At 60.8% G+C, this 14,319-nt stretch carries 11 protein-coding genes; 2 read left to right on the forward strand and 9 right to left on the reverse strand.

Annotated features, from left to right (window positions below):
- Positions 1–2 precede the first annotated feature (2 nt).
- The 3 genes from AB4N84_RS04765 to AB4N84_RS04775 all read right to left on the reverse strand — a co-directional run bounded on the left by AB4N84_RS04765 (position 3) and on the right by AB4N84_RS04775 (position 3,531).
- Complete coding sequence (locus AB4N84_RS04765; protein ID WP_074752791.1) at positions 3–1,109, reverse strand: NADH:flavin oxidoreductase/NADH oxidase; 1,107 nt, start codon at positions 1,107–1,109, stop codon at positions 3–5.
- A 102-nt stretch (positions 1,110–1,211) separates the two neighbouring features.
- Positions 1,212–2,927: a single-stranded-DNA-specific exonuclease RecJ gene (gene recJ / locus AB4N84_RS04770; RefSeq protein ID WP_460045412.1), complete on the reverse strand. Its 1,716-nt coding sequence runs from the start codon at positions 2,925–2,927 to the stop codon at positions 1,212–1,214.
- Between the two features lie 61 nt (positions 2,928–2,988).
- Positions 2,989–3,531, reverse strand: a complete 543-nt coding sequence (locus tag AB4N84_RS04775) for a YaeQ family protein (RefSeq protein WP_074752793.1) — start codon at positions 3,529–3,531, stop codon at positions 2,989–2,991.
- Positions 3,532–3,840: 309 nt separating this feature from the next.
- On the opposite strand from AB4N84_RS04775, the gene AB4N84_RS04780 reads away from it, so the two are divergent.
- Positions 3,841–4,734, forward strand: coding sequence for a TIGR02285 family protein (locus AB4N84_RS04780; RefSeq protein ID WP_460045413.1), 894 nt, complete (start codon positions 3,841–3,843; stop codon positions 4,732–4,734).
- Between the two features lie 190 nt (positions 4,735–4,924).
- Here the strand turns inward: AB4N84_RS04780 and AB4N84_RS04785 are convergent, their stop codons facing one another.
- Positions 4,925–5,221 carry a DUF3509 domain-containing protein gene (locus AB4N84_RS04785; protein WP_074752794.1) on the reverse strand — a complete coding sequence of 99 codons (297 nt, stop codon included), beginning with the start codon at positions 5,219–5,221 and terminating at the stop codon, positions 4,925–4,927.
- Positions 5,222–5,397: 176 nt separating this feature from the next.
- Positions 5,398–5,586 (reverse strand): hypothetical protein, encoded by a 189-nt coding sequence (locus AB4N84_RS04790; protein ID WP_460045415.1) that lies wholly within the window; start codon positions 5,584–5,586, stop codon positions 5,398–5,400.
- 110 nt (positions 5,587–5,696) lie between these two features.
- On the opposite strand from AB4N84_RS04790, the gene AB4N84_RS04795 reads away from it, so the two are divergent.
- A complete protein-coding gene (locus tag AB4N84_RS04795; RefSeq protein WP_460045417.1) occupies positions 5,697–6,356 on the forward strand; it encodes a response regulator in 660 nt (219 codons plus the stop codon).
- Here AB4N84_RS04795 and AB4N84_RS04800 read toward each other — a convergent pair.
- From AB4N84_RS04800 to AB4N84_RS04815, 4 genes are all read right to left on the reverse strand, one after another.
- Positions 6,325–7,581, reverse strand: coding sequence for an EAL domain-containing response regulator (locus AB4N84_RS04800; protein WP_460045418.1), 1,257 nt, complete (start codon positions 7,579–7,581; stop codon positions 6,325–6,327). The two genes, AB4N84_RS04795 and AB4N84_RS04800, sit on opposite strands and share 32 nt — an antisense overlap.
- A gap of 88 nt (positions 7,582–7,669) precedes the next feature.
- The gene (locus AB4N84_RS04805; protein ID WP_460046936.1) at positions 7,670–11,293 is read right to left on the reverse strand and encodes an ATP-binding protein; all 3,624 of its coding nucleotides are present in this window, start codon (positions 11,291–11,293) and stop codon (positions 7,670–7,672) included.
- 121 nt (positions 11,294–11,414) lie between these two features.
- On the reverse strand, positions 11,415–12,824 hold the full coding sequence (gene thrC, locus AB4N84_RS04810; RefSeq protein WP_062383361.1) for a threonine synthase: 1,410 nt from the start codon (positions 12,822–12,824) through the stop codon (positions 11,415–11,417).
- 149 nt (positions 12,825–12,973) lie between these two features.
- Positions 12,974–14,278 carry a homoserine dehydrogenase gene (locus tag AB4N84_RS04815; RefSeq protein ID WP_074752798.1) on the reverse strand — a complete coding sequence of 435 codons (1,305 nt, stop codon included), beginning with the start codon at positions 14,276–14,278 and terminating at the stop codon, positions 12,974–12,976.
- Positions 14,279–14,319 lie beyond the last annotated feature (41 nt).

Here is a 14,319-nt window from a genome sequence, read left to right on the forward strand (position 1 = left end):
GATCAGTCGCGCAAATCCGACTCGTGAATGGGCTGGTCACGGTGCGTTGCGCGCTGGTATTGCGCCGGCCATACCGCTTTGCGCCCTCCCAGATCGTCGTCGGCATGCAGCGGCCAATACGGATCGCGCAACAGTTCACGCGCCAGCAGAATCAGGTCCGCCTGTCCTGTGCGCAGAATCGTATCCGCCTGGAACGGCTCGGTGATCATCCCGACCGTCCCCGTCGCAATCCCTGACTCACGGCGCACACGGCCCGCAAATTCCGTCTGATACCCCGGCCCGACCGGGATCTCGGCATTGGCCGCCGTGCCGCCAGACGACACGTCGATCAAGTCGACGCCCAGCGTCTTCAAACGCTTGGCGAGTTCGACCGTCTCGTCCGGATTCCAGCCGTCTTCCACCCAGTCCGTTGCCGACACGCGCACGAACAGCGGCAGCTCTTGCGGCCACACCTCGCGCACGGCCTTGGTCACTTCCAGCGTCAGCCGGATGCGATTTTCAAACGATCCACCGTATTGATCACGTCGCTGGTTGCTCAATGGCGACAGGAACTGATGCAGCAGATAGCCGTGCGCCGCGTGTATCTCCACTACTTTGAACCCGGCGGTCAGGGCACGTTTGGCGGCGTCGACGAAGGCCTGGATCACGGTCTGGATCTGGTCCTCTTCCAGTGGCGTCGGTGGCGTGTGCTGCGGGTCGAAGGCAATCTTCGACGGACCCCACGGAATCCACCCGCCATCCTCCGGTTTGATGCTGCCGTGCTTGCCCAGCCACGGACGCCAGGTGCTGGCCTTGCGCCCGGCATGGGCGAGTTGAATACCGGCGACGGCGCCCTGGGCGGTGATGAATCGGGTAATGCGTTGCAGCGGTTCGATCTGATCATCGTTCCAGATGCCGAGGTCTTCCGGGGTGATGCGACCGTCGCGGGTCACCGCCGCTGCCTCGGTGAAGATCAGCCCCGCACCGCCAACGGCACGGCTGCCGAGGTGGACCAGATGCCAGTCATTGGCAAGACCGTCGACGCAGCAGTACTGGCACATCGGTGATACCGCGATGCGATTCAGAAAGGTCAGTTGGCGAAGGGTGTAAGGTTCAAGCAGCAGGCTCATGGGCACCTCTCAAGTCGACGTAAAGGTTCCTTTGTTATGAACCTAGAGCCTAGTCGACAACCCGAGAGAAGTTCAGGTTCCTGCTGCCGTGCATCGGGAGCCTCAGCGCGGCGAAATGTGCGCCACCATCAGTTGCACGGTTTCGTTGCCACGGAATTCGTTCAGGTCCAGCTTGTAGGCCAGCTCGACCCAGCGAACCGTCGGGTTGGGCCACACGTCGCGGTCGACGCCGAACGCGATGCCGTCGAGCTTCACCGTGCCACATTCGGTCTTGAGCACCATCTTCAGGTGCCGCTCGCCCACCACGCGCTGCTCCACCAACTGGAACACGCCGTGGAACAGCGGCTCCGGAAAGTGCTGGCCCCAGGGCCCGGCATTGCGCAAGGCGCGCGCCAGCTCCAGGTGAAACTCTTCAACCGCCAGCGTGCCGTCCGACAGCAGGCGTCCGGTCAGGTCCTCTTCGTTCAACTGACGGCGCACTTCGGCATCGAACGCCTCGGCGAATGCCGGAAAGTTCGCTTCCGGCAAGGAGAGGCCGGCTGCCATCGCGTGGCCACCAAACTTGCTGATCAATTCGGGATGCTTCGCGGCCACGGCATCCAGTGCGTCACGAATGTGAAAACCCGGCACCGAACGCGCCGAGCCTTTCAATACGCCCTCGCCCGCACTGGCAAACGCGATGGTCGGCCGGTGATAACGCTCTTTCAGCCGCGAAGCGAGGATGCCGATCACGCCCTGATGCCATTCAGCCTCGAACAGGCACAGGCCAAACGGCATCGATTCCAGGGGCAAATCCTTGAGCTGGGCCAACGCCTCACGCTGCATGCCCTGCTCGATGGATTTGCGGTCCTGATTGAGCTCATCCAGTTGCACCGCCATTTCCCGCGCCTGCGTCTCGTCGTCGCAGAGCAGGCATTCGATGCCCAGGCTCATGTCATCCAGCCGGCCGGCGGCGTTCAGCCTGGGCCCAAGGATGAAACCCAGATCGGTCGACGTAATGCGCGACGGCTCGCGGCGAGCGACTTCGAGAATCGCCCGCAAACCGGGACGCGCACGACCGGCGCGGATACGCATCAGGCCCTGATGCACGAGGATTCGATTGTTGGCGTCCAGCGGGACCACGTCGGCCACACTGCCCAGGGCGACCAGGTCCAGCAACTCACCGAGGTTGGGCTGGGCACGGCCATTGGCCTCGAACCAGCCCATGTCACGCAAACGCGCGCGCAGGGCCATCAACACGTAGAACATCACGCCCACGCCAGCCAGCGCTTTGCTCGGGAAGGTACAACCGGGCTGGTTGGGATTGACGATGGCGTCGGCAGCCGGCAACTCGTTGCCCGGCAAGTGGTGATCGGTGACCAGCACCTGCAAACCCGCGGCCTTGGCGGCAGCGACGCCCTCGACGCTGGAGATGCCATTGTCCACGGTCATCAACAGATCAGGCTGACGTTCCAGCGCCACCTGAACGATCTCCGGCGTCAGGCCGTAGCCGTACTCGAAGCGGTTCGGCACCAGATAATCCACATGGGCCGCGCCCAGCAATCTCAGGCCCAGCACACCGACCGTGCTGGCCGTGGCGCCGTCCGCATCGAAGTCGCCGACGATGAGAATGCGCTGGCGCTGCTGCAAGGCCGTCACCAGCAGGTCCACGGCCGCATCAATCCCCTTGAGCTGCTGATACGGAATCAGCCGCGCCAGCCCCTTATCCAGCTCATCCTGCGACTGCACGCCGCGAGCCGCATAAAGGCGGGTCAACAAGGGCGGCAGGTCGCCCAGAAAAGGCAGGGTGTCGGGCAACTGGCGTGGTTCGATGCGCATGCGGGTTCCGCTGATGTTCTTTTGTTGGAGCTGATGGGGTGTCGCGTCGGGAGGTCGGCGATCAGCCGCGCTCGCCCGCCAACCACTGCAACTGCACTTCATGCTGACCGCGATCGTCGGTCACGAAAATCGTGCCTTCGCTGATCATCACATCCCACTTGATCACCCGTGGCATGTCCTTGGCCAGCGTCTCCAGCACGTCCTGGGGAACGGCGGCGATGTTGACGTTCTTCAGATTCTTCACAGCCGGTACGACCTTGCCTTCCCACACGCGCAGACTGCCGTAAGCCAGCAGACTGGTGCGCTCGGTACGACGCGAGCACCAGGTCAGGCGGTCAGCGTCGGGCTGGCCGACTTCGATCCAGTGCAGCACGCGATCGTCCAGGCTCTTTTCCCACAACGCAGGCTCATCCACGTCCGACAGGCCACGTCCGAACGACAGATGCTCGTTGTACCAGAACGCGTAAGCCAACAGGCGCACGGTCATGCGCTCTTCCGTTTCAGAAGGGTGGCGCGCGATGGTCTGTTTGACGTTTTCGTAAACCCCACGATCGAGGTCGGTGAGGTTCAGTTCGAATTTGTAGGTCGTGGACGGCTGGGCCATGAACGGGCTTCTAAAGACAGGAAAGGCGCCAAGTCTACCCGATGCGGGACCGTTGAACGAACGAACTCGACGGTCGCCTCGACCCTGCCCGCAAATTCACTCTGCCGCAGGCTCCGTGCAGTGCTTTACTGATCCGAAGGTGACGAGTGTTAAACAAATGATCCACAACGCCGATACCTTACTGCGAGACCCTCTAGCATGAAGTATTCAGAGCGGCCCGTTGCCGACGTCTGCTGTCGATCCGCCCAAGGCGATCGAGGGTGCGTTGTCCTCGGACTCAGTCAGTTTTTTCGGGAATTACATCGACGGATGGTCAATCGTTACCCGCTTTTCCACAAAGCCGGGCTTGTGCTCCTGCTTGCCACCTCGGTATTGGGCGCGACACCGGGAACCGCACACGCCAAGGAGACGCTGACCTGGCTGTTACGTGATTTTCCGCCACTGACGATCTTCACCGGCCCGCAAAGCGGTCAGGGCGCGATCGACAAGCTGATGCCCGAACTGATTGCGCGAATGCCCGAATACAATCACCAGATCATGCACGTCAACCGGGCACGCGGGACGCAGATGCTTCAGGACCCTGACGTTTTCGCCTGTGACCCGACCCTGCTGTGGACCCCGGAGCGCGAAAAAACCATCCTGTTCTCGATTCCCGCCTATGCCACGCCCGGCAATGGCGTCACCATCGAACGCAGCAAAGAGGCGCTGTTCACGCCGTTCCTGGACGAAGACGGCCATCTCGATCTCGCCGCCCTGCTGGCGAGCAACACGGTCAAGGTCGGCATCGTCGCCGAACGCAGCTATGGGCCGGTGGTGGACAAGATCCTTCGCGCTACCCCGCAGCCCGACATCCTGATCCTTCACTACGGCAACGCCGCCGTGGGCAGCATGCTGCAAATGGAACGCATGAACCGTTTCCAGGCCATCATCAGTTACTGGCCAGAGGCGCGCTATCACGCCCAGCAGCAGGGCATCCCTCTGACAGAACTTGAGTTTTTCCCGGTCAAGGGCGCCCCCAAATACCAGTTCGCGCACATCGGCTGTTCAAAGACTGACAAGGGGCGCGCAGCCATGGAGATCATCAACCGGGAAATGCGCGTGCTGCGCAGCACCAGGCTGATTGGTTTCTACGCGGAGTGGATGGTCAAGAAAGAAGAGTACCTGCGCGATGCCCAGACGTTTTTCGACGAACCGCCGAAGTGAAACGTCAGCCGGCGACCGAGTGGCTGTCTGGCGGTCAGGCAAAAAGAAACCCCGAGCAGCGGGGAGACTGCTCGGGGTCAACCGTGGTCCTTCTTGGACCCGTACGGCAGGCAACATAAACACCGGAGCACAATGCCTGCGCCTGCCGTAACTGATAGGAGCCTACTGAATCGATAAGGTTCCCCGCGGCTCAGACAAAAGCCCGACCTGCAGTGAAATTGTTGACCTGTGTCGCATTTCGCATGGCCGCGATGACACACGGTTCAATTCGCCCTTCGGCAACCATCAGATCACGGTGAAGCCCGTCGACCACATCCGTCAGTTGGCGCTTGTCACACAACTGCGCAGCGGAATACATGCGTTCGATCACAATCGCACCGGCTGCATTTCTCAGCGTCACCAGACGCTCGCCATTTACACCCGCAGCGCCCAGGCTTGCCTGATACGGTGCCAGTGCTTCGCTTAGCAGTAAGCTGATATTTTCCATCCGGATCACCACTCAACAGTTTGAATGCAAAGGTGCTTATCAATGACCATCGGCGGAACCGGAAAGTTCTTTTGTGCCGTGAGTTGGGTGATTGCTGCAACCTGGTCACTGGAGCATGCCTGCCGGATGTGACAGAAAGAATTCAGTATCCTGACGCCCGGGGCAGAGCCTTCAGCTCATCCCAAGACCGCGACGAATACCGATAACGGCTGATTAACTTCGTCGTTCTGGATGTGGCGATAACGACCAATGGCCTGACGAACCGAATACCGGCAAGGCGTGATACGCGCCACATAATCGGTGATCAGCGCTGTAGAAGAGACTTGCTCTTCCCGACATATCGGGTGTTCCTTGCACATGCGCATCGACAACTCCTGCAACAAGACGACTGGCCTTGATTCTCGGCCGGAACCGTCTACAGGCATTTAGGACGCGTCCGAAAATCAATCAGGCCGGACTCAGAGGAAAAGCCACGATGGCTACCGACAATCGACCGTTGCGCATCATCCTGGCGGACGATCACCCGATATTCCTCATTGGTCTGAAGGTGGTGATCGAGCAGAACGAGCGCGCCAGGGTGATCGCTCAAGCCAGTGCCCCGGACGAACTGCTGGACAAACTCCGCGAGCACCCCTGCGACCTGCTGGTGACCGACTTCATGATGCCGGTTCAGGATCAAAATGACGGATTGCGGTTGCTTGAGCGGATTCGACGCGAGTACCCGGCGCTGCCGATCATCGTGGTGACCATGCTCAACCATGCAGGGCTGTTTCGCTCGATGCTCTCGCTGAAGATCCAAGGGCTGCTCAGCAAGGCAAGCATGGCCGACGAGCTGCCTGCGGCGATCAACAGTGTCAGCCATGGCAAATCGTTCGTTGCCGATTCCGTCCAGCGCAGCCTGCTGGAAGCAGCGGATTACGGTCCCGACACGCTGGTCGCCCTGCAGGACCTCTCGCCTCGAGAGCTGGAGGTCATCCGCTTGCTCGCCGCCGGTAAATCGGTCGGGGCCATTGCCGCGCAGCTCAACCGCAGCAAACAGACCGTCAGCGCCCAGAAAGTCAGCGCCATGCGCAAGTTGGGGTTGGCCAACGATGCGGCCTTGTTCATTTACGTGCAGGAGCACGGTCTGGTCTGACCGTGTCGAACGGCAGGACCCGCTCAGGATTGCGCTCAAGCACCTGAAGCCAGTTTAGAAAGTCGGCCTCCGGCATCGGTCTGGCAATGAAATAGCCCTGTATAACGGGGTGACCGAGCATCAACAGCGCCTCATAGTCGTCGGCGGTTTCTACGCCCTCGACCACCACATCCAGCGCCATCTTCTGAGCCATGAACAACGCCCCGCCGACGATCGCCGCTTTACGTCGGTCGTCGGCAAGGCCGCGCACGAACTCCGCCGGAATCTTCAACTCGCTGAACGGCAACTCAAGCAAACGCTGGATGTTCGACGCGCCCGTTCCGAAATCGTCGATGGAAAGACGGCAGCCCGCCATGCGCAGTCTGAGCAGGTTTTCGAACTGAACCACCGCCAATTGCCGCGCCGATTGCTCGATCACCTCCAGCGTCAACATCTGGGGCCTGACGGGAAACCGCTCCAGCAGCACCAGCAAGCGCGGGACGAAATCCGGCTGATCCAGCAGCGCGGGCGGAATGTTCACCGCCACCGGCAGCGCCCGACCATGGGAAAGCAATCGCTGATGAGACAGGCTGAGCGCCAGCTCAAGCATGTGCCACGTCAGCGCACCCATCAGCCCGGCGCTTTCAACCATCGGGAGAAAACGGCCCGGCATCAACAACCCGTGCTCTGGATGATCCCAGCGGGCCAGCAGCTCAACCCCCGCCAATGCCCCGTCGAGACTCACCTTGGGCTGAAAATGGGCGATCCATTGCGAGGCGTAATCGTGGGCGGGATCGAGCGCACTCAAGGCGGGCGCCTCGGACGGAGCCAAGGGTGTCACCACCTGCGCCGCACCCGACTGCCCCAGCAGCCATTTGCTGAGCAACCCGCCAATGGCGGCCACCGATGCCGGCTTGCGCATGATCCCAAGCACGTTGATACCTTGCTGCCGTGCAAGCTGTGCCGCGCTGTCGAGCACTGTGTCTTCAGCACTGCTGAGAATGATGACCGCGCGCGCCATACCGGACGTTGCAAGGTGCCCGATCAGCGAGAGGCCGTCCTGCCCCTCCATTTGCAAGTCACAGATGGCGATGTCCACCGGCCCGCGCAGCTGGAGCGAACGCTGCGCGGCTTCGACGCAGTCCGCCGTGAGCACGTCGAACACCTGATTGGCATTGAGCATCTGGTGCAACGCCATCATCTGGAAAGGATTGTCTTCGAGTATCAGAACCTTGAGCGAATGCACACGCTGGACCCTCTTGCAGTCGAGGCCCTTTTCGGCCCCGGTATCTGCACTCTAAAGAGCCCGCCATCTGCCCCCCATAGGACACGTCCTAAAGTGCAGGCACCTCGACCAGATGGTCCTGAAGTTCGTCGAGCAATGCGTCCATGCAGGCGTTCAGGGTCTGCCAGGTAACCTCGATTCTGGCGCCGCGCTGCTCACGCACGTCGCTGTCCATCTGCGCACACGCCTTGGCAAGCGGCACCGCATCGATGAGACAGGCCACGCCCTTGAGGCGATGCAGGCTCGCGCTGAGGGCCTGCCAGTCATGCGCCGCCACCGCTGGCACCAGCAGATCGTGTTCCTGTCGCAGGTTTTTCCAGAGTTCAGCCAGCATGCGCTGGATCTGCACCTCGTTGGCCTGCGTCATGTGATGCAATACCTGAATGTCGAATGCTCGCTCTTCTTTCTCTGCGGGCATCACGACGTCTTCGAGCTTTTGCGCCAATTGCGCCAACGAGACCGGCTTGACCAGCAGCGCATCCATGCCTGCCGTTTCACACCGGTCGCGTTCCTCGTGCATCGCGTTGGCGGTGCAGCCAATGATCGGGCGCTCGCGTAGACGATCCCGTTGCTCAAGGCTTCGAATGGCGCGAGTCAGCTCATAACCGTCCATGCCTGGCATGTTGCAATCGGTGATCAGTACATCGAAGCTTCCGTCGCGCCACGCCGCAAAAGCCGCTTCGCCGCTGTCGACGGCCGTCACCCGATGCCCGAGCAGCTCCAGTTGCCCTGTCAGCACCAGGCGATTGGCAGAAAGGTCATCAGCCACCAGAATGTTCAGACTCGTTTCCGAGCGTTGCGAGTGCACGGGCGGTTGCTCCGGCAGGGCCAGCACATCCGCCGGTTTGACCGGAAGATCAACGTTGACCCGCGTCCCCTCTCCCACCGCGCTGATGACCGTGATCCGGCCGCCCATCAGGTCGACCAGTTGTTTGCAAATACTCAGCCCCAGCCCACTGCCACCCAACAAGCCGGCGGCCTGATCATCGCCCTGACTGAATGGCTGGAACAACTGCGCTTGCTGCTCCCGGCTCATCCCTGAACCGGTGTCGGCAATTTCGATATGCAGCCCTGGTTGATCAGTCTCGCAACCGCGCGTCACCGTGACCGAGACTGACCCTTGGGCAGTGAACTTCAGCGCGTTGCCAATCAGGTTGTGCAGGATCTGTCGCACGCGCAGCGGGTCGATGAAGTAAGCGGGTTCGACATCAGGCGCAATCTTGAGGGTAAGCGACAGGTTATTTTCCTGCGCACGAACCCTGAACAGCTGATAGACGTCCTCCAGAAATGGCCGCAGTATCGTTGCGACCGTCGACAGCTGCAGCCGACCTGATTCAATCTTTGCCAGATCAAGGCTTTCGCCGATCAACTCAACCAACTCAACGGCTGCACGGTGCGCGACGTCCAGTCCCTCGGCAGGTGGCTCACCGCGCAGCTTGCGGTGTTCACGTTCCAGCTCCAGCAGGCCGATGATGGCGCCCATGGGCGTGCGAATGTCATGGCTCATCGTCGCCAGAAACGCACTTTTCGCGCGGTTTGCCTGCTCGGCTTGTTGCTGCGCCAGGGTCAACTCGCGCTCCAGTCGCTTGCGTTCGGTGATGTCGATCCAGCCGCCGAGCAGTCCCTGAAGCTGACCATCGGCGCTGTAAAACGGCACCGTCCACTGCCACGCCTCAATGTGCTTGCCAGCCAGCAGCATGCTGCGATCAGCGAACACAGGGGTCTGGGTCTGCAGCAGCGTCATGTAGTCAGCGTGCATGCGTTCGGCGCTGTCGCGGGGAATCAGGTCTACGTCGATCAACCGACGGCCATTCATTTGTTCGTAGCTGATACCGAAGCTTTCCTCATAGCTGCGGTTGCAGGAGATCAGACGCCCCGTGAGGTCACGGACGTAAATAGGGTTGGGAATGCCGTCGAGCAACGCCCGCTTGAATGCCAGCTGGTCGCTGAGTTGCTCTTCCGCGCGCAGACGCTGGCGAATCTGAAATTTGAGACGGCTGCTCCAGGTCAGCGACACCAGGCCCAGCAACAATGCAACGGCCAGCGTCCAGTACACCCACCCCGGAATACGTTGCCACAGCGAGGGTTGAGAAATCACCGCGCCGAGCCATTTCAACCGGATGGCGCGCATTTCCGGGACCGGAAACTCGTCGAGCGCCTTGTTCAGAATGCTCAACAACTCCGGTTGGGTCTTGATGACCGAGAAGCGGTCCGGGGACCATTTGCCTTCGACACTGCGTCCGACCTTCAAACGGCCCGGCGGGTACAACCAGGCCCCTGCCTCATTCTGAATGGTCGCATCGGCCTGCCCGGTTTCCACCAGCCTGCGGGCATCGTCGTAGGTCGGCACCAGACGCAATTGAATATCGGGGTAGTGGGATTGAATAAACTCCAGCAACGCGTGACGCGCCGGCAGCGCCAGGACCTTGCCAGCCATCTGCGCAAGGTTGATCTCTGACGAGCGATCCGAACGGACCACGTAGACCCAATTGTTGCCGCCAAACGCGTAAGTGAAATCGAGAAAGGCGCGGCGGCTGGGGCTTTCAGCGAGCGTGGTGTTCATGTCCGCCGTCCCTGCAGTCAGCGCCTCCAGCGCCGCCTGGGTCGACGGCATGACCTGATGGACGAACTTGAGCCCGGTCATGCGGGCGATGCGATTGAGCACGTCGATATTCAAACCGACCCAATCGCCGCGGTTGTCCGTGTAGATATAGGGCGGGTGTTGCGTGGAGGCGATGATGACCTGCGGGTGATTGCGCACCCACAACTGCTCGGCAGTACTGAGGTGAATCCGTTGCTGGGCAACGTCAGCACCCAGTCCGGTTGTCCATCGACCTTGAATCTCACGGTCGACCGACTCTCCCAGCTCGGCGAGCGAGCGATTGAACAGGGCGAGCAGCCTTGACTCATCCTGCCGCATGGCGAACGCGAAACCGGTGGGCGGCAGCAGGCTCTCGAACTTGATCTGCAGCCCTTGGTAAGGCCGCTGCGCGTTGTACGCTCGAACGATCACTTCGTTGCCAATGAATGCGTCAACGTCGCCATGTGACAACGCCTCCATCGCGCTGTACAGCGTGGGTGCCAGCACGATGTCGCTGTCCGGATACACACGGTGCAGCACCTGCGCATCGGCGTATCCATCCAGCAAGGCCAGCCGTTTTCCCTTCAACGAAACCGTCAGGCTGGCGTCGTTGCCCCGCCCTACCACCACGGCCCGGTCCGGCAGGTAGTCGTGGGTAAATGCCAGCCCCTCGACCCCGCGCTCGTACCCGTTGCCACTGGTCAGCAGATCAATGTCACCGGCCAGCAAGGCAGCAACCGCCTGCTCGCGCTTGGCGAATCCCGAAACCCGGACCGGTATCCCGAGCTTGGCGCTGACCAGGCTCAGATAATCCGCGCTCACCCCTTGATAACGATTGCGATCACTCGTGATGTCGATGGGTTCGTAGTCGGCGATCGCAATGCCGACCCTCAATACCTTGTGCTCGTGCAGCCATTGCCGGTCAGCAGGATCGAGTGCCAGCGCTGGCTGGCTCAAAAAGGGGGTGCCGAGCACAAACGGCAGGTTCTGTGCCGCCTGGCCCTTCACACTCCAGACACACGCCAGCGACAACAAGACGCACAGCGCATATCGAAGGAATCGGGTCTTGATGAGCACCACTGAAGTGCTCATGTTCATGGGTTCTACCGCCACTGGATTGTCCGTGAAATTCAGAAATACCTTGCAAGTGTGGCACGCAGAAATGAGAAGGCCCGCTGGAGAGCGGGCCTGAAGTTGTTACAGGGAGAAACCGTTAGAGCGGTTTACCCCGGTTACCGTGCTGGCTTACGAACGCCTGCATGGCTTTGAGGTCATTCGGCAGCACTGTGCAGCGCTCGTCGCGCTCGAACAAATCAGACAAATGTGCAGGCAGCTCTAGCGCTTTTCCTACGCCCGCTTTCTGCACGGCTTCCGGGAATTTAACCGGGTGGGCGGTTCCCAGAATCACCATCGGCGTGTCCAGGCTGCGACGGCAATCGCGCGCGGCTTTCACACCGATCGCCGTGTGTGGATCCAGCAACTCACCGGTGCTGGCAAAGACTTCGGCGATGGTTTCGCAGGTTTGTTCGTCACTGACGGCCAGCGAATCGAACAGCTTGCGGGTTTCGGTCCAGCGGTCCTCTTCAACACTGAAACCGCCGCCTTGCTTGAAGCTGTCCATCAGCGCGGCAATCGCCGAACCGTTGCGGCCGTGCATGTCGAACAGCAGACGTTCGAAGTTCGACGACACCATGATGTCCATCGACGGCGACAGCGTGGCGTGCAGGGTTTCCTTGACGTACTGATTGCCGCTCATGAAGCGGTGCAGGATGTCGTTGCGATTAGTGGCGACGATCAACTGGCTGATGGGCAGGCCCATGTTGCGTGCCAGATAACCCGCGAAGATGTCGCCGAAGTTGCCGGTTGGTACCGAGAATGCCACCGAACGCGCCGGGCCGCCCAACTGCAGGGATGCGTGGAAGTAGTAGACGATCTGGGCCATGATCCGCGCCCAGTTGATCGAGTTCACCGCGACCAGACGCGTGCCTTTGAGGAAGCTCTGGTCAGCGAAACTGTTCTTGACCATCTCCTGGCAGTCGTCGAAGTTGCCTTCGATGGCGATGTTGTGGATGTTGTCGCCGAAGATCGTGGTCATCTGGCGGCGCTGAACGTCCGACACACGATTGTTCGGGTGCAGGATGAAGATGTCGACGTTGTCGCAGCGACGGCAACCTTCGATGGCGGCAGAACCGGTGTCGCCGGAGGTGGCGCCGATGATCACGACGCGTTCACCGCGTTTTTCCAGCACATAGTCCAGCAGACGACCCAGCAGTTGCAGGGCGAAGTCCTTGAACGCCAGCGTTGGGCCGTGAAACAACTCCATCACCCATTCGTTGCCGTTCAACTGACGCAGCGGCGCGACCGCGCTGTGCGCAAACACGCCATAGGTCTCTTCGAGGATTTTCTTGAAGTCCGCATCCGGAATGCTGCCGGTGACGAACGGGCGCATCACGCGGAATGCGAGCTCGTGGTAAGGCAGGCCAGCCCAGGAAGCGATCTCTTCCTGAGTGAAACGCGGCAGGTTTTCCGGAACATACAAACCGCCATCGCTGGCGAGGCCGGCGAGCAGCACGTCTTCGAAATTCAGGGCCGGTGCCTGGCCACGGGTACTGATGTAGCGCATAAGTCAAACCTTCGGTTTGGGCCGCAAGCTTCAAGTGCCAAGCTGCAAGTCAAAGCGGTCCGCCTTTTTACCTGCAGCTCGCGGCTCGAAGCTCACCGCGATGTGATTGTGCTCTGACTTGCAGCAAGCCGCTTGGGGCTCTTCGCTGCTTAGTTGAGATGCTCGACGCGGATACGAACAACCGGTCCAGCCACGTCCTGCAAGGCTTCCAGCGCCTGGATCGCATCGTTCATGCGCTGCTCGACCACACGGTGGGTCAACAGAATCATCGGCACCAGGCCGTCATGCTCTTCGACTTCCTTCTGCATGATCGACTCGATGTTGATGCCACGCTCGGACAGGATGCTCGCCACCTGGGCCAGAACGCCTGGATGGTCTTTGGCCTGAATGCGCAGGTAGTACGCACTCTCGCAGGCTTCGATTGGGAGAATCGGATGAGCCGACAGCGAGTCAGGCTGAAACGCCAGATGCGGAACACGGTTTTCCGGGTCAGTGGTCAGCGCACGAACGACGTCGACCAGGTCAGCGACCACGGACGATGCAGTCGGCTCCATGCCGGCGCCAGCGCCGTAGAACAAGGTCGAGCCGGCCGCGTCGCCATTGACCATCACAGCGTTCATCACGCCGTTGACGTTGGCGATCAGACGGTCAGCCGGGATCAGGGTCGGGTGCACGCGCAGTTCGATGCCGGCGGCGGTGCTGCGAGCCACGCCCAGGTGCTTGATGCGATAGCCCAGCGCCTCGGCGTAGTTGACGTCAGCGGTGGTGAGCTTGGTGATGCCTTCGGTGTACGCCTTGTCGAACTGCAACGGAATACCGAAGGCAATCGACGCCAGAATGGTCAGCTTGTGCGCGGCATCGATGCCTTCGACGTCGAAGGTCGGATCGGCTTCGGCGTAACCCAGCGCCTGGGCTTCGGCCAGGACGTCGGGGAAGGTGCGACCCTTCTCGCGCATCTCGGTCAGGATGAAGTTACCGGTGCCGTTGATGATGCCCGCGACCCAGTTGATACGGTTGGCCGACAGGCCTTCACGAATCGCCTTGATCACCGGGATGCCGCCCGCCACTGCCGCTTCGAACGCAACAATGACGCCCTTCTCACGGGCCTTGGCGAAGATTTCGTTACCGTGAACAGCGATCAGCGCCTTGTTGGCGGTGACCACGTGCTTGCCATTCTCGATGGCTTTGAGCACCAGTTCGCGGGCGACGGTATAGCCACCGATCAGTTCGATGACGATGTCGATTTCAGGGTTGCTGGCCACGTCAAATACGTCGGTCGTGGTCGGTGTACCGGTAATCTGGCAATTGGGGTTGGGTGTACGCACAGCGATCTGCGCCACTTCGATTCCACGCCCGGCACGGCGGGCAATCTCCTCGGCGTTACGCTTTAGCACATTGAAGGTACCGCCACCGACAGTACCCAGCCCACAGATGCCTACTTTGACCGGTTTCACTATGAACTCCCCATAAAACGGCCGACGCGAGGCCGGCCGTG

It is taken from the genome of Pseudomonas sp. S2_H01 (genome assembly GCF_054668305.1).

Coding starts and splice junctions, on each gene's coding strand:
- AB4N84_RS04775 (WP_074752793.1), bottom strand. CDS start 3,531: ATGGCCCAGCCGTCCACGACCTACAAATTCGAACTGAACCTCACCGAC.
- thrC (WP_062383361.1), bottom strand. CDS start 12,824: ATGCGCTACATCAGTACCCGTGGCCAGGCACCGGCCCTGAATTTCGAA.
- AB4N84_RS04785 (WP_074752794.1), bottom strand. CDS start 5,221: ATGGAAAATATCAGCTTACTGCTAAGCGAAGCACTGGCACCGTATCAG.
- AB4N84_RS04790 (WP_460045415.1), bottom strand. CDS start 5,586: ATGCGCATGTGCAAGGAACACCCGATATGTCGGGAAGAGCAAGTCTCT.
- recJ (WP_460045412.1), bottom strand. CDS start 2,927: ATGCGCATCGAACCACGCCAGTTGCCCGACACCCTGCCTTTTCTGGGC.
- AB4N84_RS04805 (WP_460046936.1), bottom strand. CDS start 11,293: ATGAGCACTTCAGTGGTGCTCATCAAGACCCGATTCCTTCGATATGCG.
- AB4N84_RS04780 (WP_460045413.1), top strand. CDS start 3,841: ATGGTCAATCGTTACCCGCTTTTCCACAAAGCCGGGCTTGTGCTCCTG.
- AB4N84_RS04765 (WP_074752791.1), bottom strand. CDS start 1,109: ATGAGCCTGCTGCTTGAACCTTACACCCTTCGCCAACTGACCTTTCTG.
- AB4N84_RS04795 (WP_460045417.1), top strand. CDS start 5,697: ATGGCTACCGACAATCGACCGTTGCGCATCATCCTGGCGGACGATCAC.